This window comes from Lacrimispora amygdalina (assembly GCF_003432035.1).
GTDB classification, from domain to species: domain Bacteria; phylum Bacillota; class Clostridia; order Lachnospirales; family Lachnospiraceae; genus Lacrimispora; species Lacrimispora amygdalina.
Genome location: NZ_QOHO01000016.1, coordinates 175,333 through 199,155 on the forward strand (window position 1 = coordinate 175,333; position 23,823 = coordinate 199,155).

27 protein-coding genes are annotated in these 23,823 nt (G+C 42.4%); 8 read left to right on the forward strand and 19 right to left on the reverse strand.

The annotated features are described in order from the left end of the window. The first annotated feature begins 36 nt into the window (after positions 1-36). From DS742_RS06020 to DS742_RS06035, 4 genes are all read left to right on the forward strand, one after another. Positions 37-951 carry a LysR family transcriptional regulator gene (locus DS742_RS06020; protein ID WP_117416097.1) on the forward strand — a complete coding sequence of 305 codons (915 nt, stop codon included), beginning with the start codon at positions 37-39 and terminating at the stop codon, positions 949-951. Between the two features lie 183 nt (positions 952-1,134). Further along, the gene (locus DS742_RS06025; protein WP_021925174.1) at positions 1,135-1,950 is read left to right on the forward strand and encodes a DUF3100 domain-containing protein; all 816 of its coding nucleotides are present in this window, start codon (positions 1,135-1,137) and stop codon (positions 1,948-1,950) included. Then, positions 1,951-2,412, forward strand: coding sequence for a hypothetical protein (locus DS742_RS06030; RefSeq protein WP_117416098.1), 462 nt, complete (start codon positions 1,951-1,953; stop codon positions 2,410-2,412). 29 nt (positions 2,413-2,441) lie between these two features. Then, a complete protein-coding gene (locus tag DS742_RS06035) occupies positions 2,442-3,776 on the forward strand; it encodes an amidohydrolase family protein (protein WP_117416099.1) in 1,335 nt (444 codons plus the stop codon). 201 nt (positions 3,777-3,977) lie between these two features. On the opposite strand, the gene DS742_RS06040 is transcribed toward DS742_RS06035, so the two are convergent. Further along, positions 3,978-4,217, reverse strand: coding sequence for a hypothetical protein (locus DS742_RS06040; protein WP_117416100.1), 240 nt, complete (start codon positions 4,215-4,217; stop codon positions 3,978-3,980). Between the two features lie 126 nt (positions 4,218-4,343). Next, the gene (locus tag DS742_RS06045; protein ID WP_117416101.1) at positions 4,344-5,099 is read right to left on the reverse strand and encodes a ParA family protein; all 756 of its coding nucleotides are present in this window, start codon (positions 5,097-5,099) and stop codon (positions 4,344-4,346) included. A 606-nt stretch (positions 5,100-5,705) separates the two neighbouring features. Between DS742_RS06045 and DS742_RS06050 the strand changes: the two genes are divergently transcribed. Beyond that, entirely contained in the window at positions 5,706-6,242 is a 537-nt protein-coding gene (locus DS742_RS06050) for a GNAT family N-acetyltransferase (RefSeq protein WP_117416102.1), read from the forward strand. Positions 6,243-6,321: 79 nt separating this feature from the next. Here the strand turns inward: DS742_RS06050 and DS742_RS06055 are convergent, their stop codons facing one another. From DS742_RS06055 to DS742_RS06090, 9 genes are all read right to left on the reverse strand, one after another. Further along, entirely contained in the window at positions 6,322-6,501 is a 180-nt protein-coding gene (locus tag DS742_RS06055; protein ID WP_117416103.1) for a hypothetical protein, read from the reverse strand. A gap of 810 nt (positions 6,502-7,311) precedes the next feature. Continuing rightward, positions 7,312-7,617, reverse strand: coding sequence for a hypothetical protein (locus DS742_RS06060; RefSeq protein WP_117416104.1), 306 nt, complete (start codon positions 7,615-7,617; stop codon positions 7,312-7,314). A gap of 85 nt (positions 7,618-7,702) precedes the next feature. After that, positions 7,703-9,076, reverse strand: coding sequence for a site-specific integrase (locus DS742_RS06065; RefSeq protein WP_117416105.1), 1,374 nt, complete (start codon positions 9,074-9,076; stop codon positions 7,703-7,705). Positions 9,077-9,080: 4 nt separating this feature from the next. Then, complete coding sequence (locus DS742_RS06070) at positions 9,081-9,704, reverse strand: helix-turn-helix domain-containing protein (RefSeq protein WP_117416106.1); 624 nt, start codon at positions 9,702-9,704, stop codon at positions 9,081-9,083. A gap of 117 nt (positions 9,705-9,821) precedes the next feature. Next, entirely contained in the window at positions 9,822-10,058 is a 237-nt protein-coding gene (locus DS742_RS06075; RefSeq protein WP_002304418.1) for a helix-turn-helix domain-containing protein, read from the reverse strand. Between the two features lie 6 nt (positions 10,059-10,064). After that, complete coding sequence (locus tag DS742_RS06080) at positions 10,065-10,472, reverse strand: type II toxin-antitoxin system PemK/MazF family toxin (RefSeq protein ID WP_020989791.1); 408 nt, start codon at positions 10,470-10,472, stop codon at positions 10,065-10,067. A 302-nt stretch (positions 10,473-10,774) separates the two neighbouring features. Continuing rightward, the gene (locus DS742_RS29745; RefSeq protein ID WP_275042113.1) at positions 10,775-10,897 is read right to left on the reverse strand and encodes a hypothetical protein; all 123 of its coding nucleotides are present in this window, start codon (positions 10,895-10,897) and stop codon (positions 10,775-10,777) included. An 89-nt stretch (positions 10,898-10,986) separates the two neighbouring features. Further along, positions 10,987-11,292: a helix-turn-helix transcriptional regulator gene (locus DS742_RS06085; protein ID WP_170313375.1), complete on the reverse strand. Its 306-nt coding sequence runs from the start codon at positions 11,290-11,292 to the stop codon at positions 10,987-10,989. Between the two features lie 259 nt (positions 11,293-11,551). Beyond that, positions 11,552-12,115, reverse strand: a complete 564-nt coding sequence (locus DS742_RS06090) for a hypothetical protein (RefSeq protein WP_008791986.1) — start codon at positions 12,113-12,115, stop codon at positions 11,552-11,554. A 286-nt stretch (positions 12,116-12,401) separates the two neighbouring features. Here DS742_RS06090 and DS742_RS06095 point away from each other — a divergent pair, with 286 nt between their 5' ends. After that, entirely contained in the window at positions 12,402-12,851 is a 450-nt protein-coding gene (locus DS742_RS06095) for a helix-turn-helix domain-containing protein (protein WP_002304411.1), read from the forward strand. A 51-nt stretch (positions 12,852-12,902) separates the two neighbouring features. Next, complete coding sequence (locus tag DS742_RS06100) at positions 12,903-13,457, forward strand: ImmA/IrrE family metallo-endopeptidase (protein WP_110437429.1); 555 nt, start codon at positions 12,903-12,905, stop codon at positions 13,455-13,457. A gap of 90 nt (positions 13,458-13,547) precedes the next feature. Here DS742_RS06100 and DS742_RS06105 read toward each other — a convergent pair whose 3' ends face one another. Genes DS742_RS06105 through xerA form a run of 7 tightly spaced genes read right to left on the reverse strand, consistent with a single transcriptional unit; the run spans position 13,548 to position 22,498 of the window. Then, the gene (locus tag DS742_RS06105; RefSeq protein ID WP_117416107.1) at positions 13,548-15,095 is read right to left on the reverse strand and encodes a hypothetical protein; all 1,548 of its coding nucleotides are present in this window, start codon (positions 15,093-15,095) and stop codon (positions 13,548-13,550) included. Positions 15,096-15,117: 22 nt separating this feature from the next. Beyond that, on the reverse strand, positions 15,118-16,146 hold the full coding sequence (locus tag DS742_RS06110; protein ID WP_117416108.1) for a hypothetical protein: 1,029 nt from the start codon (positions 16,144-16,146) through the stop codon (positions 15,118-15,120). A 38-nt stretch (positions 16,147-16,184) separates the two neighbouring features. Then, on the reverse strand, positions 16,185-16,532 hold the full coding sequence (locus DS742_RS06115) for an MmcQ/YjbR family DNA-binding protein (protein ID WP_117416109.1): 348 nt from the start codon (positions 16,530-16,532) through the stop codon (positions 16,185-16,187). 38 nt (positions 16,533-16,570) lie between these two features. Beyond that, a complete protein-coding gene (locus tag DS742_RS06120; protein WP_117416110.1) occupies positions 16,571-19,633 on the reverse strand; it encodes a type I restriction endonuclease subunit R in 3,063 nt (1,020 codons plus the stop codon). Between the two features lie 16 nt (positions 19,634-19,649). Then, positions 19,650-20,288, reverse strand: coding sequence for a hypothetical protein (locus DS742_RS06125; protein ID WP_117416111.1), 639 nt, complete (start codon positions 20,286-20,288; stop codon positions 19,650-19,652). A 44-nt stretch (positions 20,289-20,332) separates the two neighbouring features. Beyond that, positions 20,333-21,490 carry a restriction endonuclease subunit S gene (locus tag DS742_RS29420; RefSeq protein ID WP_117416112.1) on the reverse strand — a complete coding sequence of 386 codons (1,158 nt, stop codon included), beginning with the start codon at positions 21,488-21,490 and terminating at the stop codon, positions 20,333-20,335. 12 nt (positions 21,491-21,502) lie between these two features. Then, the gene (gene xerA / locus DS742_RS06135; protein WP_117416113.1) at positions 21,503-22,498 is read right to left on the reverse strand and encodes a site-specific tyrosine recombinase/integron integrase; all 996 of its coding nucleotides are present in this window, start codon (positions 22,496-22,498) and stop codon (positions 21,503-21,505) included. A gap of 196 nt (positions 22,499-22,694) precedes the next feature. Here xerA and DS742_RS06140 point away from each other — a divergent pair, with 196 nt between their 5' ends. After that, entirely contained in the window at positions 22,695-23,267 is a 573-nt protein-coding gene (locus DS742_RS06140; protein WP_117416114.1) for a restriction endonuclease subunit S domain-containing protein, read from the forward strand. On the opposite strand, the gene DS742_RS06145 is transcribed toward DS742_RS06140, so the two are convergent. Beyond that, positions 23,264-23,776, reverse strand: a complete 513-nt coding sequence (locus DS742_RS06145) for a restriction endonuclease subunit S (protein WP_205692734.1) — start codon at positions 23,774-23,776, stop codon at positions 23,264-23,266. The two genes, DS742_RS06140 and DS742_RS06145, sit on opposite strands and share 4 nt — an antisense overlap. Between the last annotated feature and the right edge of the window lie 47 nt (positions 23,777-23,823).

Genomic DNA, 23,823 nt, shown 5'->3' on the forward strand with positions numbered 1-23,823 from the left:
AAACAAGAATGATAACTATTAGAAAGGAGACCTTATATGACACTGCAGCAAATAAGATATTTTATCAGCGTAGCTGAGTCCGGCTCTATCAGTGAAGCAGCCAAGCGTTTGTTTACAGCTCAGTCAAGCATTTCCAGCGCTATTAAGGAAATAGAAAACACATATGACATTACCGCATTTATAAGAGAAAGCACAGGCGTACGTCTTACCAGAAGCGGCGAAGAGCTTTTAATTGAGTTTAAGGGAATTCTAAGCCGTCTTGACTACCTGGATGAGAAATATAACGGTTCCAAAAAACGGCCTTTAGGTCTGTCCGTTTCTGCCCAGCATCACATTTGCGGCATGGCCTCTTTTATTTCTGTCATCAATAAGTTAAATGAACGCTATGGTTCCTATCACTGTGGTTTTTATGAATGCCGTACCTCAGAAGTACTGGATCGCGTAGAACGGGGACTGGACGATTTGGGAATTATTTTTTTCACAGAGCATAGCAAAGGACAGATGATTCAGGAATTAAGAAATCGTGGTATTATTTTTAATCACATTGTTTATCAGACAGCTCATGCTTACATATGCCAAAACCATCCACTTGCCAATAGCCAGGAAATTAATATTGAAGAAATGATACAATATCCTTTTATTTCTTATGATCGTTCACCTGACACGAACCCTGTTTATACTGATATTATCATTCCAAATTATCAGGTAAAAAAAATAATCCATGTTTCTGACCGGGCAGCTTCCTATTCTGCTATGCGTTATTGCCATGGATTTGCTATTGGAAGTGGTTACAGATCTTTTGATAGTAATTACAGCGACATTATTTCTCTGCCTGTCAAAAACGGAGTTCGCCTTGAGATAGGATGGATTTTGCGTCAAAAGCATACACTTTCTGATACCGCCAGCCGTTTTGTGGAGCTTTTAATGCAGAATGAAGCTGTTTTTATGTAAATAAAGATCCGACGATTTTCTTATAAAAAAATAATGCAGTGAGAAAACCCCTTTCTTGATATAGTGAAAAAAGCGATGGCTTCCCATCGCTTTTTTGTATGTTCGCAGAAACCAGCTCTCATGTTATACTTACAACGTAAATTACTACGCACCTGCACAGAAAAAAAGTAAGGAGTTTCTTATATGGAAAAACTAAAGATTGTCATCAAAAAGTACTGGAAAATTTACCTTGCCGCTCTGGTCATTTCCGCAGTCTGTGATCTGATCGGAACCGTTAAGCTTAACATTGGCGTTGGTACACTTACTCTGTTTCCGATGGTGTTTGCCGTCATATTCGGAGGGCTTTTAGGGCCGGATATTTTTAAAGTATTCAAAACTGAGGAATGTAAAATAGGCGGAAGTCTGGTCCTTGTGGTTTTAGCACCTTTTATGGCTAAAATGGGCATTTCTTCCGGTGCAAATCTTGCAAAACTGGTTTCAGTGGGTCCTGCATTACTTCTTCAGGAATTCGGAAACCTTGGAACGATTCTTTTATCTATGCCTCTCGCATTATTGCTTGGTTTAAAGAAGGAATCTATTGGTGCATGTTACTCAATTAACCGTGATTCAAACCTTGGATTAACTACAGATATTTTTGGACCGGACGCTCCGGAAACAAAAGGAACCTTTGCAGTTTATATCGTAGGTTCTGTAATCGGAACAGTATTTATCAGCATTCTTGCAAGCGTTGTAGCTTCCTGGAATATTTTCGATCCTATTGCTCTTGGTATGGCCAGTGGAGTAGGAAGTGGATCCATGATGACTGCTGCTGCCGGAACATTAGGTGAAATATACCCACAGCAGGCAGAAAATATTATGATTATGGGTGGTGCCAGTGATATGCTGACCGGTATTACCGGAATTTACATGGGTACTTTCGTAGGCCTTCCTCTTGCCAAAAAATTATACGCAATTTTAGAGCCTAAGATTGGACGCAAAAATAATCAGGAGGTTAAATAAATGGTCAGAAAATACTTCGTACAGCAGCTTGGACTGCTTCTCATGGTGTCTGTGATTATAATACTTACAAATATAATTGGTTACAAAATGCCTGTAAAAGATTCCATTATTGGAGTTCTTTTACTGAGTGCTATTTCTCTTATCGGTCTTACTATAAGTAAATTTATGAGCCGATTTGTTAAGCTTCCTTCTATGATGTATGTATCCCTTCTCGGGCTGCTTCTTGCATGTCCTGTTTCGCCGGTAAAAGATATCGTAGTTGTAACTACAACTCCTGTTGCATTTTTAGCTCCGGCTACAGCACTTGGTGCATTTGCCGGTATTTCTCTGGGAAAAGATTTAAAGGATTTTACAAAAATGGGATGGAAGCTGGTATTGATCACTTTATTTGTAATTACCGGAACCTTTATATTCTCCGCTCTTGTTGCAGACATTGTTTTGAAAATGACAGGAGCCATTTAACAATCATATGAGATGAAATGAGGTAGATTATGGAAAACTATGATATTTTAATCAAAAATTGTCAGGTTCTGAATCCTGATATGAGCGTTTCATCCACCTGTTCCGTAGGAATTAAAGACACTTGGATTAAAAAAATCGGTTCAGCAGATGAATTCGTTGATAGTGTTGCCACAGAAACACTTGATGGAAAAGGTAAGCTTGTTATGCCAGGTTTGATAGACGGTCATACACATACCTGTCAGCAGCTGTTAAGAGGTCGTGTTGCTGATGAATATCCTATGGTTTGGACTCGTTTCCTGGTTCCCTTTGAAAGCAATCTTCTCCCGGAAGATTCTTACGTCAGCGGACAGTTAGCCTGTCTGGAAATGATCAAAAACGGAACTACTGCTTTTGCTGATTCCGGCGGTGTACATATGGAACGTGTAGCTGATGCAGTTATAGAATCCGGCATGAGAGCCGCAATAGCGAAATCCACAATGGATATGGGCAATGCTATTACAGGCGCAATGAAGGAGACTGCATCTGAAGCTATAGACCATACAAAAGAGCTGTATAAGAACTATCAGGGAGCCGGCGATGGCCGTGTGGATATCTGGTTTGCTATTCGTCAGGTAATGACCTGCTCCAGAGATCTCATCACCATGGTAGGTGAATGTGCTAAAGAACTTCATACAGGCATCCATGCACATTTATGTGAGCATAAAGATGAAGTTAGCTTTTGCCTGCAAAATTATCAAAAACGTCCTGCTGAATTTTTAGATGAAATGGGAATTTTGGGTCCAAATCTTCTGACCGCACATAATGTTATGCTGTCAGACCATGATATTGCATTGATGGCAGAACGAGGAGTAAAAATGATCCATTGTCCAAGAGCCAACCTGGCAAATCATGGCTTCCCGAAGGCTCCTCAGATTCTGGAAGCTGGTGCAAGTGTAGGTTTGGGTTGTGATGGAGCTGCTCCTTCCAACCTGGATATTTTCGATGAGATGAAGGTTCTGCGTTATTCTATGCTGGCTTATTGGGGACTTCCTTCTTTTAATCCGGTAGTTATGACCTGCCCGACTCTTTTGAAAATGGCTTCTCAGGGAGGAGCAAATGCTATCGGACATGGCGATATTCTGGGATCTGTAAATGAAGGAAAGAAAGCTGATCTGATTCTTTTAAATATTGATCAGCCGCATATTACACCAACTCAGAATCTTGTAAATACTATTGTAGATGCTGCAAATGGACATGATATAATCGATTCCATCATCAATGGAAAGCTTGTTATGAAAAATCGTGAGGTACTTACATTAGATGAAGAGCGAATTCGCTTTGAAGCTACACAGCATATGAATGAAATCATAAAGAGAGCTTATTAAAAAAAGCAAAAGACTGCTATACCAGAATTTATCAGAGCCTGGTGGAAGTAAAAGAGGCTGTAAAAAATCTTGTGTCTTTGGAAAGTGGAGACTATGAGAAAATCTCTGTAAATTAGATTCTTCTATGATAATGAAGGGTGAAAAGCTTACAAATCAGGCTTTTCACCCTTGTTTTATATATAACAGTTACTGCCAGGCATGTCATTTCTTTGCACAATAAATACACTTGTCACAGCTATTTGCAATTGTCTTAGGCATATCACCGCCTTCGACATAATCTGGATTATTAATGCGTAATGGACAGGTTTTGACTCCACCAATCTCGGCGGGAATAGGACAACGTCCGTCCATTTTCATATCGAATTGTTTCTTCATCTCATCCTGTTTTACTTTCTCATAATCACCACAACTAAACATAAACAACGAAACAATTTGATTCATACGTTTTTTCTCTCCAAACTCTGTTCAATTACCGCTTTACCATTCTGTTAATCCTCGTCAAAATTCAAATTTGCAGTTCCTATCACTTTACAATTTCTTCATCATAAAGCATTTCAGAATTTTCTACTAACCACTCATAATTTTTTCTCCAAGACTCTCGCATACCTTGTTTATTTCTCCAATGGAAGAAGTCTCTGCGGCTTTTACGGCAATCGGGATATATGTTCGATACATCTTGATTTGATTACCGAAGTTCTCTCTCAGAGCTTCTATCGTGCTTTTGGCGAGGTTGGTACGGCTATCCACCAAAGTGAGAAGCATACCGTCAATCTTTAAGCCCGGATTGATACGCTTCTTAACTCGTGAAATGGTCTGAACAAGCTGCGTCATACCTTTTGCCGGTAAATACTGAGCCTGAACAGGAATTATTACGCTGTCTGCCGCAGATAGAGCATTGATTGTTACCATTCCGAGGGAAGGCATACAATCTATTAAGATATAGTCGTATTTGTCCTTCACTTCGCTGAGATAGTTTCTCAATGCCGTCTCTCTGCTCATTGCGTTGACAAGGTTAAACTCCATTGCTGAAAGCTCAAGGTTTGCCGGAACAAGGTCAACACCTTCATCGTGGTGCAGAATACCGACCGTAGGGTCATTCATCGTTTCGTTTATGACATCTGTGAGTTTCGTTGCAAGCGTGATACCCAAGTTATCCGTATCCTTCCAACCGAGACAGGTGGTTAAGTCGCCCTGTGGGTCTGCGTCTATGAGCAACACTTTCTTTCCCTGCATTGCAAGACCGACGCCGAGGTTTACCGTGGTGGTCGTCTTTCCAACTCCGCCTTTTTGATTGCATATCGCAATCGTTTTGCAGTTCGACACTTTGTGCGTCCTCCTTTCGTAAAATTCATAGCCATCGCAGTATGGCTATGTACTTGACCGGCTCATTTCCTAACCGGTCGGGCAATATTTGTTCTCAACACCCCTTGCCGAGCAAAAGCCCACGGGAAGTCACTAAGGAACAGACTGCTAATCTGTATCATAGGAATTTCACCTCTGCCGGGTACTCCGCCAGCTCCGTAGAGAAGTATCATTATCTTTCTGACTGTCATCGCCGTAACAGGGGCAACCTCTTACTTATACCGGGAGTTCTCGCTGTTCTGCAATGCAGAAGTCACGGCGTACCCGATAAGGTGGCTAAAATCATCAGAATTAAAGTCTTAGTGAATGATTTATTCAGTTGTCAAAGTACAAGTGAAAGGCTTCCGTTTTCGTGGTTCGGAATTAACCCCTTCACTTGTTTGAAATGGGAGAGCGTTTTTGGGGGGTGTTTTTTCAAAAATTTCTTGAAAAATTTTTTGAAAATAAAAAAAGCCGCCTATTTTCCTCGTAATTGAGGTCAATAGACGGCGGGTAGAATTATTCATATTTTTGGCATATAATAAAATATCGAGAACAATATACATAGGAAGTCGTGAGGACAAAAGTATGAATTATAAAATACAACTGCTCCCGCTCAAAGAGTGTGATAAGGAACAGTTTATCAAAGATAATCAGGAAGCATTTAATTACGGAGCTACCCAAGAATTTGGACTGAGAGATAATCACTTTGAAGAAGAAGGACAGATTATTTCAAAAGATACCATCGAGCAATCAATAAAAACCGGACAAGCATATAGAATTGCTGATGATGAAGGCAAATATCTTGGCGGTGCAGTAGTTAAAGTGGAGGGAACAAAGGGTGATTTAGACCTTCTGTTTGTATCTCCTGATGTTCACAGCAAGGGAATAGGATATGCCGCTTGGTGTGAAATAGAAAAGCTCTATCCGGAAGTTAAGGTTTGGGAAACGGTAACCCCGTACTTTGAACAGCGTAATATACATTTTTATGTTAATAGATGCGGATTTCATATTGTTGAATTTTTCAATAAATTTCATCCGGACCCTAACGACACCGAAACGACTTTCGATGAAAACGATGAACAGTTTCCCGACGGAATGTTCCGCTTCGAAAAGAGAATGTAATTAAGAATATTCCCGTTTTATCAAAGAATATCTGAATAATTAAGACCGCTTACATCGTGTAGGCGGTCTCTTTTCATATTCAGATATATTTGATTTTGAGCTTACTTTTGTTGGCTTTAAGCACCTTGCATAGAACATCGCGGGCCCCATCGGTGTATCTACCTTGTGTTATCAGGCTGTTCTTCAAACGGATAAGTGATTGCAACACTCTCCTGTATTCGTCATCGGAAAGGTATAAATGATATTTCTGTTCTTTCAAAACAACCACCTCCTGTTACAGCAATTATATAATAAGAAAGGGCATAGGGGTAGTGTGCGATTGCAGCTTGACAGCCCTAAATGAACAAATTAACAGGGTAACAACCGCCTTGTCCATTAGCAGAAATTTTGCCCGTTTTTTTCTCCAATTAGCAAAGAGGGCATTTTCATTAGCAAAATAGCGAAAATCTTGCTAATTTTTATTAGCAAGCCGTACACCTGAAAGGCGGACGACATTAGTCCTAATTTCCATTAGCTGACGGAGAATTTGCTAATGAAAATCTGCGAATTTTACGATTTTTCTCTTTTTCCGCAAAAATGAAAAAACGCCGGAAACCCTTGATTTTACTGGGTTTTCCGGCGGAGTTTTTGGCGTTCCCGAGGTGATTCGAACACCCGACCTACCGCTTAGGAGTAGACCCGATACGATGAAACCAAGTGCAACACAGTGCAAGAAAATCCTTGGAAATACAAGGTTTTTCACTGTTTCAAATCCTATCTGGTATTACGCTTCATAAGCGTTTTCATAGGGATTTTACACCGTCCAATTGGCTCGAAATTAGCAAGGCTTTCGATTTTCGGTGGACGTTGCAAGTGCAAGCAAATTCCTCTATGTAACTTCTCGTGATACGAAATGATAGGAAATCCTATTCATTCTCGTGCGGAGGCGCTGATGTCTTTAGACACTATCTTAGTCTGTTTAATATATCATTTCAAAATAGATTTTTCAACCAGCATTATTAAGAAATTCAAAGGTTTTTTCAGACTCAATGATTCTATGTAATTTAGACCCGCCGAAGCAGGTCTTTTTTTATTTCAGCATGATCTCTCTGTCCTCAGCACCGAGCATATAAGCACCCTTGGCAAAAGCATCCCTCGCCAGAAGCTCTGCTACATGAACCCTATCGAACAGCATCCAGATTTCCTTCTCTTTCGGAGTCAGTTCATGGCTATGGTCAAACAAATGCTCAAGTCCCAATCCTTCAAGCAATGCCGACTTTGCTGCATTGTATTCTTCGGCTCGGCCAACATATTCGTCGTTCTTTTCCTTGGAAAATGCTTCAATATTGTCAGCTCTCAGATGCTCGTAATACTCGTCCATAAAGATTCTATCCATACTCGTTGACCTCCAAAACAAAAAAATAAGGGCAGACCCTTTTACAGCTATTGTAGTTATGTAAAAGGATCTGCCCTTGCAGTTATTATAATGTTTTTGCCAGCGACTTCAGGAGTGCTGCCATTTCCGGATTTTGCAGAAGCTTCAGAAGAAGTTCTTTATCATCAGCGGAGCTTTCTGTTGCAGCTGATTGAACCGGCTCAGGTGTTGCCTGTCTGCCTGAGTAGAACGCAGCTTCCATTCTTTCAGCGTTCAGTCTGCGGTCATCGTCGATGATATGGGAGTAAACATCCGCTACCATCTTGACCTGTGCATGACCGGAATCGCCTTGAACGGATTTCATATCGCCGCCGTTCAGCTTCAGCTTGTAAGTGATACTGGAATGTCGGAGACTATGGAAAACCACTTTCGGCAGTCCCTTCTCCTCAATCAGCTTATTGAAAGCACGGTTGATAACCTGCCCCTCAATCGGCTTTCCATTGGAAGAACAGAAAACCAGATTGAAGTCTACGAACTCGTCACCAAAAAGGTCTTTCAGTTCTTCGATGTCAGCCTTTCGCTGTACCAACATTTCCGCTACGGTTTTCGGTAAGAATACCTTGCGGACACTTGTTTTGGTCTTAGGAGTTTTGAGAACCAATGCGGTATGCGTACTGGCGAAGGTCGGCGGGAACTTGAACATGATGTCTTTACCGTCCAGATCTGCCATCGCTTCACGATTTACTCTCTGCAACTCCTTTTCAACGAAGATGCTTGCCTGACCAAGTTCAATACTGGTGGGGGAAATGTCAATACAGTCCCAGGTAAGCCCCAGAAGCTCGCCCATTCGCAGGGAACAGGAGAAGGCAAGGTTGATAGCCAGACGAAGAATATCATCGTCACAGGCTTCCAGAGCCTTCTGGAGCACTTCTGCTGTCCAGATGTCCCTGGTCTTGTGTTCTTCCTTCGGCAGCGTAGCGTGCTCCACAGGGTTTCTGGTCATCAATTCCCACTTGACCGCCTGATTGAAAGCATTTCGCAATGTCTTGTGAACCTCTCGGACAGTATGCGGAGTCAGATATTCTGTACGGGCTTTTACATACTTAGAAGAAACCGCTTTGACAGAAAGCAAATCTCGGTAATACTTGTCCATGATTCTCGGTGTGACATCCTCCAGCTTCATATCACCGATGAGGGGACGAATATAGTTTGCAATCAGGCTCTTTCTGCTTTCATAGGTAGACATCGCCCAGGTGTTCACACCATAGATTGACATATACTCATCCAAAAGATCATTGACGGTTTTAGCAGAAGGGGGAATAAAGGTTCCGGACTCCTGCTCATATTCAACCTGCAACTTCCTTTTCTTTGCTTCGGCATTCGTTTCAAAGGTTTCCCACTTCTGACGCTTGTTGCCGTTCTCATCGGTGTATGTATAAACCACAGAATACTTCTTTTTTCTCTTAACGATAGATGCCATGTAATCAGCTCCTTTCCTGTCTATCTTCCGCTAACTGGTAGCGGGTCTGATTGTGATACCATTTTTCAAAGCTCTCTTTGGTAGCTCGCTTATACCTGCCAACCTTGATAAGCTCAAAATCTTCATTGGCAACGATATAGTAAATGGTCTGACGATGTACCCCAAGCATTCTTGCCATTTCCGGCAGACCGTAGGTGGATGCCATAATATCTGCATCCAGTTCCTGATCCTCTACCGTGCGGTAATCGGTTTGAGAAGCATACCATCTTTCAAAGCTCTCCTTTGTCACTCTGCGCTTGCCCAGGACATCGACCACATCAAAATGCCCTTTGGCAACCAGTTCGTAAGCAGTCGCTTCTTTCAGCCCAAGGCGCTGTCCAAGCTCCTCCATTGAATATGTAGTTTTCTTCAGTTCCTCGCCGGGAGGGGTTCCATCGACCTTCTGGTATTTGAACTGATTGGCATACCATTCTTCAAAGCTGTCGATCATCACCCTCATGGTGTTGCCGACAAGAATGGTTTTGAAGTAATTCTTCTTAATGAGCCAGTATGACTCCGTTTTACCAAGACCGAGCATCCTGCCCATTTCCGGAACAGACATACTCGTGCGTTTTCTCATTTCCGCCATCGTACAACCTCCTATGTAAAAAATGTAGCCATGTGTTTCTTGTCATGGCTACATTTTATCGAACTCTCAATATGTTTTGAAGTTTGTCGCCGGGTTGTACGACACCCTTGACAAATCTTACATTTGATGATCCAACCACTCATCAAAACTCTTTTTGGAGATTCTGATACTGCCACCGATGCGGACGCTATGGAAAACTTTCTTTTTCACAAGGTTGTATGCGCTGGTTCTGCTGATGCCCAGAATATCCTGAATCTCATCAACCGTATAGGTTCTCTTATCAAACTGAACTGCGTTAGCAGCCATCGCTTCTTCGGTGCGCTGATTCATGGCAGCGATTCTTTCTTCAAACATTTATGTTCACTCCTTCGCTCTCTTTGCTTTATGTTTTGGGGAACGCTTTTTCAGCTGTTCCATTGCCAGGCTGACGGATAAGGCTTTCTCAATCGCTACCATTTCACGGGGCGTTACCTTACCTAAGTAATTATCAATCCTGCTTTTATCAATGGTACGAATCTGTTCCAGCTGAACAACGGACGCTTCTTTGAATGCAGGATTGTCGTAAATAACAAAGTGCGTCGGCATATTCGCTTTCTTATGGATTCTGGTGGTGACCGTTGCCACAATCAATGTGGGAGCGTGTTTATTACCGGTATCGTTCTGAATGACGATAACCGGACGGATGCCGCCTTGTTCCGACCCAACTACCGGGTCCAGATTGGCGCAATAAATATCACCACGGCAATATACCCAATTTTCTTTCATCATGTGCCATGACCTCCTTTCGTTGGGTATGTAATAACTGACTGCCCGAAAGGAATCAGGCAGTCAGTTCAAAAGTCTATGTGTCCCATATTTGCCACGCACCCCTGGGAAAGAGGGCTTACACCCTCAGGGAATCACCGAACGACTGATTGCGAATCAGTTCCATAGGAATCTAACCTCTGCCGGGTTCTCCGCCAGCTCCGTAGAGAAGTATCTTTAATCCTGTTGCTTTCATGGCCGTATTGGGAGCAACCCAATATTTACAAGCCAGTATTGATCGCTGGCATCGGGAGAGAGACAACTGCTTAATTTATAGAAGAAAGTCGTTCTGTTTCTCTGTCCGATACGTCACGGCGTACCGCTGATGTGGCTGATGCTCTCGCACCGGCAACAGGAACGTATTCGATGACTGTGTATTCAGTTTTCAAGGATCAAGCAGCCGATTTTCTTTGGCTGTATCTAAATTGTACCTGTTCCTCATGCAAGTTTTTATTGCCTCGTAGGTATAGTTTTGAGGTTATTCACGTCCTAAAAATATGTAATCAAGGGTTGTCTCAAAGCGCACAACCAATTCGATTGCCAAATCAATAGAGATACCTCTGTTGCCGGTTTCAATTCGTGCAATGGTGTTTGCGGCAACACCTAACTGCTCCGCAAGCTGTTCCTGTGTAAGCCCATGTTCCTTTCTCAAGGCTTTAATTCTTTTTCCGCTTTCAACCAAGTCGTAATACATTTTCATTCCTCCGTGTTTTTGAATTTGTGAAGTTGCAAAATCAAAAACAGAGGGAGGAGATCGTGCTCGGTTCTCAATGCCCTTTGCCATCTGCCTGTCCTCCTTGCAGGCATAAAAAAAGAGCCGGAGTAAATTACTCCAAGCTCTCGTTCATGCCTTTGTGTTAAAATGAAGGAAGATAGGCAGGTATAAAAAAAGCCCCGTACCCATTACAGGTACGAGGCGTAACTCTCTATTCAATTTTATGCCGCCATCTCCCAGCATAGCCATTTTAACACTGGACAAGTCGGACTTTCAGTATGGAAACCGTCGTATTTTCATCGGATTTTAGTCGGACTAAAATCCTGTCTTAGCACTCACAATAACACAATGCTTCTTCCTCCCTGGCACTTTCCAGGAAATCTTTCAATTTAGGAATGGCTGTTCCCCAAAGTGACAGACCAAATAACAGTATCGCTTCTTTCTTTCGGTCATAGTAGGTGCTGCGTTCCATATTCAGCACCTCCAGCATTTCTGATTCCCTGTACTTGAAGCGGTTGAGATATGCCTTTGAAATAATCTCACAGTACAGAGCGCCTTTATCCGGATATTCTCTGATTTTCAACATAGCCATATCTACCAGCTCAATGATCCACTTTGTCTCAAATAAGCTGCGGATGCGTTCTTCAAATCGTTCTCTCGCTTCATCCGGAGCAAAGTTCTCCAGATAAATCAATGCACCATCTAAGCTATCACCGTAAGTACAAATAAGGGTATCACATACATCATTCGCACGATCAATGGTAGACCAGCACACCTCTCGATATATGGATAAAATCAGCTTTGCTCTTTCATACAGAACCTTCTCGTCAATGTTCTGCATCCGGCAAAGCATTCGAATATTGCTTAATACTTGTGTATTATATCTGCTCATTCAGAATCTCCTTTCAGCCTAATCCATAAAATAAGAATTCCTTTCTAACTCCTGTCACTTGGCTAAAGGGAAACAAATACCATGGGACAAGAATGACTATAACTTCCGATATTTGATAAAAATAACAGAAGTGAAATCGGAAGTTCTTGACTTTATAAAAGTTCCGATATATAATTAAGTGGAACTAAAACTTCTGTTCTGATTCTCATTATAACATTTTCCAGAAGTTTGTCAACAAATAATCGGAAGTTACGAATAAATATTTTTTGAAAGGAAGGACACTACCATGACATTTGGAGAAAAAATTAAAGAAGCTCGTTTGGCTATGAACCTATCTCAAACGGAGCTTGCCCAGATGACCGGCATCTCCGAAAGATCCCTTTATACTTATGAGCAACTCGGAACGCTCCCCAGAAAAAGCAATATCAGAAAACTTGCTGAAGCGCTGCATATCTCTGTGTCCTATCTTTTGGACGAATCTGAAACGGATAGCCAGAGCCATATAGATCAGGATATGTTTATTTTAGAGGCAAAGGAAAACTTCGGTTCTAAGGGAGCAAAAGAAGCTCAGGAAGTGCTGGGGCGTGTAAATTCTCTGTTTGCCGGTGGAGAATTGGACGAGGACGCAAAAGATGTATTCTTCCAGGCGATTATGTCAGTTTATATGGACTCTAAGAAAACAGCACGGGAAAAGTACACTCCGAAGAAATACAGAAAGCATAAAGATAAAGAGTAAAATCCTCAAGCACAGAATATGTTTTCTGTGTGCGATTCGGAGGTGAAGCAAATGAAAACGGCAGAGCATATCATTGAAACTGTCGATAAGCTTGTGCGAAAATATCACACCAGAGACCCTTACGAGTTGTGTCAGCTGTTAGGTATCAAAATCCATTATTACGATTTACAGAAGAAATTGAAGGGCTTCTTCTATTACCAGTCCAGACAGAAGAATATCGTGATAGATCACAATGTGAACGGTATCCTGGAACGTATTTTAGTCGCACATGAATTAGGACACGCTGTCCTGCATACGAAAATCGCCATGATGCACGGCTTTCAAGAAATGGAAGTTTTTGATGATAGATCAATCGAAGAAAATGAAGCAAACTTCTTTGCGGCAGAGCTTCTGTTAGAAGATGGAGAAGTTCTGGAATGCCTTTCGGAACACACATTTTTTGAAACGGCTAAAATGCTCTATGTACCGGCAGCATTATTAGACTACAAATTCAGCCTGCTCCACGAAAAGGGGGAGCTGGTAAATTCGATGTATATTCGTAAAGCAGATTTCCTGAAAGAAGATCTTCATGCCTACGATAACGACATTAGTTATGGCGATATATGAATATCTATTTTTATATCTTTACAGAAAAAGTCCACCAGTACGATGCGCAGTGCATCATGACTGGTGGACTTTTTAGTTGTCATCAGGAAGTCAAACAGGCTTATCGTCCGGAAGGTCAAAATCAGCATCCGTACATTTTCTGATAATGTGTTTTGTTTTGTCCATCGGCAAAGGCACATTTTCCTCTGCAAAGTATTCTTTCTTTACGACTTCAACGACTGCTTCGTGATTATCTTTGCCAGCAGGAACGATCACAAAATCGCCCACCTGAATAGAATCGTCATCCGAAATATAATAGTAGCTCTTACACCCATCTTCAAACTCTACGCTGCAATAGATAATATCATTGTCACAGCGCCGCACCTTTCCATACACAGACGGGTTCATAATTTCACCCCACCCATAGAAAGACATAAATTCAAAGACGGACTCCATAAACTCCGCCCAATCGTCCGGAAGCCCCTTTTTATCGTAGGTTCCTTGAATGAGCTTTTCATTGCCCTTTTGAGAAATAACCTTAATGGTGTAGTCTATGGTTTCAAGCGGGTCAACCACTACATTCTCCGGGTTTCCTTCTATATGGTCAAAGATGCTTTCTGCATCCATATCTTCAAGAAGGCTTTCAACCCCGCCCTCAACTTTGTATTTTCTGCTTACAGAACACCCAGAACCGATATTCTGAATGTGTTCAATACTTTCGCTCTCTCTGTCCACAATTAAAGACTCTGTATAATCCCAGACAGCGTATTCTGCGTGTTCTGAAATAGGAACTTTTGGCTTGATCTTTGTGATACGATGATAGTTTACTTCGATTCGATTCACCATATCAGGCTTATTATTCCCATCAAAGGCATACAAATCAGGCATTTTCAAGCTGTCACGCAGCAGATCTGACAGGTCAATTCCGTCCACTTCAAAAGACGAGCATAACGAACCGCTGAACTTATAGACCTTTCCTGCGGTATTGGTCAGCTCCATATTCCAGTTTCCAATATCAGTTGCAAAAACTTCATCGTACCCATTGCTGAAATACTCTGCAAACGCAGAAAAGATTTTGTCGGAAGCCGCTTTATCAATTTTCAGATTCTGACTGTAAGCTTTTTCATATCGACCATCTCTGCGCTGTCCGAAAACATACGAAGAAAACCATACTTGTCCTTCTGCATTGAGGGTTATGTGCTGTTCAACTTCTTCGTCTGGTTCCGGGCAAGGCCCATAACCAAGCCGATTGGAAACAAGCCGAATCTTTCTAAGTTCTCCTTTGAACAGGAAGGGATTCTCGCCGGAAAGCAGGGCAAGGCGGCTCAATGCCTGAATAAACCACGAACGATTTTCGGTGTTCAAGATGGCTGCTGCATCGTATGCCCAATGATTAAAATATCGCCATTGGGAATAGATTGCCGACCCAAGCAGTTTAATGTCCGTGACCTCATCAATGATACGATTTAGCGCATCACAACTGCTTGCTGCATCGCCATATTTTTCTGAAAAGGCATGGCCGCAATCCATCTGGAATCCCAATGCCTGACAATCATCAGCCAAGTAATGGTCAACCAGCTCTATGTAGCTGATTTTCTGATCTCTGAATTTCTCAATCCACTTTGTGGCGAATAAGTGTACTTGCTCTAAATACTCCATTGCGACCTCCTTCCGAATCGGATTAAAACTCCTCCCATGTCCGACCGTTCAGGTCATTTGCGATTACATCGGTGTTAGGCATTGTTTTATATCCGAACATATCAGCAAGATTGAAGAACTTGCTTTTTTGAATCGGGTTCTTACTTCTTTTTCTAAAGTCCATCGGGTAGAACTTTTCAACGATGAAATATCTATGGCTAATCGTTCGAAGATTATAGCCATAATTATCTGCACGACGGATTGCCTCGTTGATGCGTTCAATCTCATCTGCGGTAGGTTCAGCTCCGCTTTCGGCATGATAAGTCATGCTGCCGTTATTTTCAACTGCGATGATGGTCTTTTTCAGCTTACCAATGGCACGGATACTCTTGTCCTTATACAAGCCGATATATCCATGTTCTGAGAAGTTGCGGGACTCCTGGTCATAGAACAAATCCAAATCCATATTATCCTGAAAAGTTGTACCGGCTACGATTGCTCTCATCCATTTATAGCCATCCGGTATCAGCTTTTCATCAAAGCAATACTTCTTGAAATCGTCTAAAACGGCGATGATTTCCGTATCTCTGTCGTCAACAATATCCTCCATAGCGTCCACAAGCTGCTCGAATGTCAAGTTGACGTGCTTGATCGGATGGATAAGCCGAGTTGCATTTTCGCTATTATACTTTTTCAGTTCAACCGCCAGTTCATCAAACAGTTGCGGTTTCATCGGCTTGGGGTCAAGGGTGAGCAAAACCTTTATATCCTCAGCGCCAAACTGCTCCAGATGATTTACAAGCTGCTGCTTATAAAACTGATTGTAGAGCTTTGTTTCCACCACTATTTTGAAGCTCTTTTGGCTGATAACCGCATCCGGAACACTATCGTCACCAACGACCTGCAAATCAAAGGTAATTTCCGGGCTTTCGTCCTCTCCAAGAATAAGGCTGTTCAGCATAGAAAAGAACTTATCAGCGTTATAGTTATACAAACGAGAGAGCATCAGCATGGTGTTTGAGGTATCCACATTCTCTTTGGAGTGGTATCTCTGAAAATAATGTATCTGCATATCGCACCTCCTAAAACCCATCTGCCGTTTCGTCTGCGTTACCGGGTCAGTTGATAACTCAATTCCAGCAAGGGCTTGATTTCATCTGCCGAGACTGTACCATCGAGAAGAATGCTGATCCAATTCTCTTTGTTCATGTGGTAGGCGGGGAGGAATCCCTCTTTCATACGCAGTGAACCTATCATCATCGGATCGCACTTGATGTTCAGAACATCAACCGTTTTATCTTCTTGCAATCCCAGCTTTTTTGCATTGACTTCAACCACCAACGCAAACCACTTTTTATTGTTCTTATGGCGCAAAACACAATTCCAGTCATTCCACGGGTAATCCGGTTCTGCTCCATAGATTTCTTTTGCCCATTCAAATAGTTCTTTTCGTTCCATTGTTTCCATCCCTATATGATAAGGCGATACACCATAGATTAGGCTTCCATCACGTTATCTGTCCAAAGCTCGCACTGTGTCATTACGGTCTGAACAGCATCATCCATACCCTCCGGTGGGTATTTGTGTTTCTTCAACAGTCGTTTAATGAGAGTACGCATTTTGGCACGGGCAGACTCTTTGCGCTGCCAGTCAATCGTTTTATTCTTACGAAGTGTATCTGCCAGTTCTTTTGTAATCGCAATCAGTTCTTCATTTTCGTAAAAGTCCTTGATTGCTTGCGGTTTCGTAAGTGCATCGTAGAATGCCAACTCATCTGCTGTAAGACCAAGCTGTTCGCCCTCTTTGTGGGCTTCTGCCAGCTGTTTTGCGAGTTTCAGCATTTCTGCAATGACTTCTTCATTGGTGAGCATACCATTCAGATATGCGTTGATAGCTCGCTGCATAATCTCGCTGAACTTTTCGGACTTAACCACATTCGTTCTACGATAAATAGATACCTGTTCTGCTATCAGTTTTTTCAGCAGCTCGATTGCCAGGTTCTTCTCTTTCATTTTGCTGATTTCCTCAAGGAACTTCGGATCAAACAAAGAAAATTCCTCTTGCATATCAGAGAACAGGTTAATAACACCCTCGCTCTTGATGCTCTGCTTCAAAAGCTCATTGATACGAGCGTTCATTTCAGGCAGAGAGATCTTCTTACCGGTTCCCGCATTGGTCAGCCGCAGCACCAGGACACGCACCGATTCAAAGAACGCCGCTTCAAAGCGATCAGCTTCACATACCAGAGAGGAACAAAGAGAAAGAGCCTGATGAAGCATGAGGGCTTCCTTGATAAAGGTGTCTTTTTCTTCTTCCTTTTCACGGGCGATGATATAGTTTACCGCACCGCTGATGGTCTTTGCTCTTTCCAGATCGGTTCCGGTAGTGAACTTGGTGTAATCAAATCCATGGAATATATCACGGCAGACACCGAGCTTTTCGATAAACTTCGGATAAGCGACTTTGGCAACATCCGTATCACCATAGTTTTTCTTATCACGGGTGGTGTAGTCATTCATTGCCTGTTTTAATGCGGTAGCAATGCCTACATAGTCAACGACCAGACCGCCTTCCTTGTCACGGAACACACGATTGACACGGGCGATTGCCTGCATTAGATTATATCCGCTCATCGGCTTATACACATACATAGTAGCCAGGGACGGAACATCAAATCCGGTCAACCACATATCAACGACAATGGCAATCTTCATCGGACTGTTGTTGTCCTTGAATTTTTTCGCCAGCTCGTCCTTGTGTCGCTTATTGCCGATAATATCATGCCATTCTTCAGGGTCGTTATTTCCGCCGGTCATAACAATACCGACTTTCTCCGTCCAGTCAGGGCGCAGCTCCAGAATCCGCTTATAAATCTTCATTGCAATCGGGCGGGAATATGCCACGATCATCGCTTTGCCTGTAAGCAGACCTTCACGGTAATTCTCGTAATGGTCAAGAATATCGCTGACCAGAGAGTTGATGGTGTTGTCGTTGCCCAATACGGCTTCCATCTGTCCGAGTGTTTTCTTGCTCTTTTCAATAACCTCCGGATCAGCATTATGTGCCATGATTTCATACTCTGTATCAATCATGTGCAGCGTAGCTTCATCCAGATTGAGCTTAATGACACGGCTTTCGTAATAGACCGGGCGGGTTGCGCCATCTTCGACAGCCTGCGTCATATCATAAATGTCGATGTAATCGCCGAACACCTCACGGGTGCTACGGTCTTTCGAGGAAATCGGAGTTCCGGTGAAGCCAATGTATGTAGCGTTAGGCAAGCTGTTTCGGATAATACGGGCAGTACCAACAACACGCTTGGCGATTTCTTCGCCGTCCTCATTCTTGGTCATCTTAATCTTTTCGGTTAAGCCATACTGTCCACGGTGGGCTTCGTCTGCCATAACGATGATATTTCTGCGTTCAGAAAGGGCTTCGTGAGATTCCTCAAACTTCTGCATGGTCGTAAAGATAATACCATTTGCCTGACGACCGGCAAGGAGATCACGCAGATTCTCACGGCTCTGAGCGTGCATCGGGTCTTGGCGCAAGAAATCCTTGCACTTTGCAAACTGTCCGAAAAGCTGATCGTCCAAGTCGTTTCTATCGGTCAGCACAACGATGGTTGGGCTATCCAAGGCTTCCTGGAGCAAATGAGCATAGAACACCATCGACAGTGACTTGCCGCTGCCCTGCGTATGCCAGAACACACCGCCCTTACCATCGGTAACGGTAGCTCGTTTGGTTGATTCGATTGCTTTTCTTACGGCAAAATACTGATGATAACCCGCCAGTATTTTGAAGGAGTTCACACCTTCATTGGAAAAACAGATGAAGTTCTTTATCAAGTCAAGCAGGCGTTCCTTTTGGAACATTCCCTCAAAGAAAGTATCAAACTGTGCATACTGCGTGTTCTCGTAGCTTCCATCTACCGTTTTCCATTCCATGAAGCGATCTTCACCGGAAGTAATTGTACCGGCTTTGGAGGTCATCTGGTCGCTCATAACGCAGATGGCATTATAGATGAACATGGAAGGGATTTCCTTCATGTAGTTGCGGAGCTGCCGGTATGCCGCAGAAGCATCTGTTTCTTCTCTGGATGGCGATTTCAGTTCTACAATAACAACCGGAATACCATTCAGGAAAAGCAGAATATCCGGGCGTTTGTTGCTGTTTTCAATGAAAGTCCATTGATTTGCTACGATAAAGGAGTTGTTGTCAGGATTCTTGTAATCAACAAGATAGACGATGGAGGAGCGTTCCTCGCCTTTCTCAAAATAGCGCACAGGAATACCATTTTGCAGGTAGTCCATAAAAACAGCGTTTTTCTGCACCAGTTCGCCGTTTTCAAAGTTCTTCAACTTAAAAAGTGCATCACTAATAGCGTCCTCCGGCAGAGAACGGTTCAAACGATATAGGGAAGCAACAAGTTCTTCCTCATACAGAGGATTGCGAAAATCCCTCTCTATGTCGGGGCCATACAGGTAACTGTACCCCATGTTCCGGAATAATTCGATTACGGAGTTTTCATAGTCCGCTTCGGTATAAAATTCTGACATATGCTTTCGCTCCCCCCTATATCAATGTAAGCTGTTTTCTCAGTTGCTTATCATTCTTTTCTTGTGACACTGCATCATACGATGCCTTGAGCTTACCTAATGCATCATACAGTCTATCCCGATATTCTTCTTCTGAAAACATTTTCGATAACACTTCTGAAGTATTAGGATGTTTTCCGTTTTCTTCTTCCATCTTTTTAATAATAATCTGATACTGATACATTACAGCCAATACACTTTCGTAATCTCTCAGAAAATTGCTATAAAGCGACGTAACATTGCCTTTGAAAATAAGTTCAAATTCCATTGCCATATTTCTAAGTTCTTCTCGTTTTTGCAAAAAATCCTTATGAAATGGCTGTTCCAAGGGATGCTCTATGGCTTCTGCTTGCCCCTCCATATATGTATTGTTTGTAAGCCATATAAAAACAACGTCATTTGCAAACTGAGGTTCTGCTTTCCTTTTCTCCGAAAGGAAAACGTAGTTTTCTTTGCAAAGGGAAATAATGCTATTTGCCATCATATATGCTTTCAAGCGGCGATCAAACAGTTGCTGTTTATTACTTAGTCGTATTTGGTGAACCGATACACATATCGCAATGACAGCTGCAACAGATGTCATCACGGTACACCAAAAATTCCAATCTCTAAGCATAGATATTTCTCCCTTCTACAAATTTTAAACGAAAATTTAGCGGCTTAAATGTCAAGGCTGGAGACATCCAGTTCTCCTGACATAAGACGAGGAAGTAAAGAGTCACGGACAGCCTGCAAACGGCATATTTCATCGTAATTATTACGGATTGCAGCATCCATAGGGGCGACTATCTTTTCAAATTCCTCGATTGTCTCATCGGAGGGGATAAGAATTGGCATATCATTCAGTGAATTACGATTGATCGAGCCGAAAACTGTACCTTCACCATTGAATACATCCAACTGTTTTCTGAGCGAGAACATCGTGTAAAGCACAAAAGACTGATGGTTCGTTTTAGAATGAATAGCTGCAAGCCCCCGACCGATGCAACAGTCTGTATGAGCAATATTAAGGTCTCCGACCGGTGCTCGGACACTCATCAGGATGTCATTTGCATAAGCCATTCGCTTCGGCTCGGTGGTATAAAGGCGGATAGTTGGAAATCTAAAGCTGAATTCTGCACGACCTTGAAAGAAGATTGTACCTATGCCATCCTCATTATAGCTGCTGCCGCTCGGGGATTGACCCATAGTAATATCAGCAATGTCTCTTAGAGATCCTTCAGCCCAATCCGGACTCGTATTTTCGATAAACATTTGCTGATAAATTGCTTTGGCTTGCTGCTCTAAATTTTCGTTTATCGCATTATTCTGTTTGATCTTGGTATCAATGGAGGACAGAATTTCCACCAACGCATCCTGTTTTTCTCGCTCTAATTCGGGAATAGGCATTTTACCAAGAGTTTGTGCATTTATGTTTCCTCTTGTGCTACCGGTATTGAAAGAGTGAATCCAGTCTTTGTACTGTTGTGACAAACAGAAGTATTTTACATACTTTGGATTTATTTTCGACGGGTCAATGCTGAACTTAATCAAGAAGCCCGCATACACAAACTTCCCATCAGAACCATCATAAAAGTAGTTTCTTCCCGTACTTGCTCCAGTTCGAGCAAAGACTATATCATTGGGTTGCAATAGGTACTCGCAGGCTTTTTCGTCATCAACAGATTTCAAATCGGCCATATTCAAAGTGCCATCATCATTTATATCCGTTATTCGCAAGTAAGTGTAGAGGTCACCAGAAAACGGCACCGCAGAAGCACCTATGCCATAATAACCCCTACCATTAACTGAAACATCTGAAAGCGTAATTGTTTTCATATTTTCGTTCTCCTAACCTATGTATTTGCGGTGAGCAATCTTTACATTGCTCTGTTTGACCATTGCATACTGTAAGGTCGTGTCTATTCGTTGATGCCCCAAGAGCCTTTGCAGTTGCTCCACAGGCATTCCTTTGTCAATCGCCATTGTAGCGAGGGTTCGTCTGAATTTGTGCGGATGTACTCTCGGAAGTGAAAGTCGCTTGCCAAGTTCACGCAGCCTTGTTTCTACACCGCCAATCTGCAATCTTTCGTATGGTGCTTTCAGCGACACAAACAGGGCGTTGTTGCTATCCGTTCTCTGTGCAAGGTAGTTCTGAAGGTGGATTTTGGTTCTGGCATCAAAGTAGACCATTCTCTCTTTGCTGCCTTTACCAAATACCACACACTCTCGCTCCTCAAAGTTGATGTCATCCCGATTGAGCAGAACCAATTCGCCTACACGCATTCCGGTTGATGCCAGCATATCAATCAAAGCCAGATCACGCAGAGAATCGCAATGGTCACGCATGGTTTCCAGCGCTTCATCCGTGTAGGTTTCTTTGATAGTCACAGCCGTTTTCACCTTGTGAATCCTGCGTACCGGGCTTTTCAAGATGTAATCTTCATCTTCAAGCCAGGAAAAGAAACTGGATAAGATTCTGCGGATGTTGTCAATCGTAACCTTACTGGATTTTCGCTCTGTCTGATAACCGGTCAAATAGGAACGCAGATCATTGGTTGAAATGTGCGTGATCCCTTTTCCAATTTTCTCAGACATGGTTTCGATTGTCTTTCGGTAGTAGGAAAGTGACTTTTCGGAACATCCCTCAATTCGCTTTGCCGAAATAAACGCATCGGTCAATCGTGTGTTTTCTGTGCTTGCATCCTCAGCTGTACTATCAGTTCTTCGCTGAATCTCATATCCGGAAAGATTATGCTTCAACACTCGCCGTAGCTGCTCTGCCTGTCCATTATCGAGATATGACAGCATATCTCGTAGCACATCATTTACAAATTCATCATTCATAGTCTATTCTCCTTTTATGATTAGGGAATGACTACGGAGTGGCAATCCTCAGTATAAACTCCTGCCACTCGCAGAAGTTATGGGTTAGGTCGTAAACGAAAATTTACAACAACAAGCTCGTGCCGTATTTCAGGCGTGGTTCATTGATTATGAACCATTCGGTGGTGCGGCTCCGTTAGCTTGGCATCCATCCACATTGGGACAAATTGCAGAACTAAAAACCGATAGTTGGTCGCCAGCCAAAAATCCTGATGTCATGGTCGAGCATTACAGTATCCCCGCATTTGACGAGCAACATTACCCAGTATTTGAGATCGCAGCTGGAATTAAGAGTAACAAGTACATTCTCAATTCAAATTCAGTGATGATTTCCAAACTGAATCCTGATACCAAGCGTATATGGAGACCGTTGTGCCTTTCGGCTCATTCCGTTTGCTCTACGGAATTCATTGTTTATGAGGCAAAGAAACAAGAACAGCGAGATTATATTTACTCGATTCTTGATAGCACTCCGTTCCTTAATCATCTTTGCTCTCATACAACTGGATCAACCAATAGCCGTCAACGAGCAACACCAAAAAGCACTTTAGACTTTACTTTGTGCTTGCCTCCTGATTCCATTATCGAGGATTTCTGCCAAATTGTTACTCCTATGTACGATTTAATTGCTTCCAACATTGTGGAGAATCAGTCGTTAGCAAAAACAAGGGATAGCTTACTTCCTCGATTGATGTCCGGCGAGCTTGATGTCTCCAACATCCAGATCTAAGCCGCTAAATTTTCGTTTATATTAGAATTTACTTCGATTTTGTCGTCAATAGCCTTCAATATGGAAGTAATCTGTTCCTGAATCTCTTTTTGCGGAATCACGACGCTCATTCGTTTTAGATCCGCAATCGTTACATGCCCCAATCCTGTTGTCTGCTTATTGGTCGCTATTTGCGTAAAGTAAGGTTTTAGATACTTCAAAGTATAGTAGAGAAAATCTTTAGTAACCAATTCACTATTTGCAGTCACCTTAAATATGTGCTGATTCAGCCACCCATCTGGCAGACGATACCGAAAAACATCTATTGATGTTTGAGGATTTCCAGACCATGAAAAAAGAAGATCATCCCACTGAACAAAAACTTCTTCGCCATAATCGCCCTGCGTGAACGATGTGTTAGAACTAATGCCATTATTCAGTTCTGCGATTTTAATAACCGGTAAGCCCTTATCTGAAAAATCTATCTTTTTGAATGCAAGTCCATTTTTCCAAGTCGCAAGATCGAACAACGAGTATCTGATTCCCTGGTAATCTGATTTAACCCGAATTATTCATG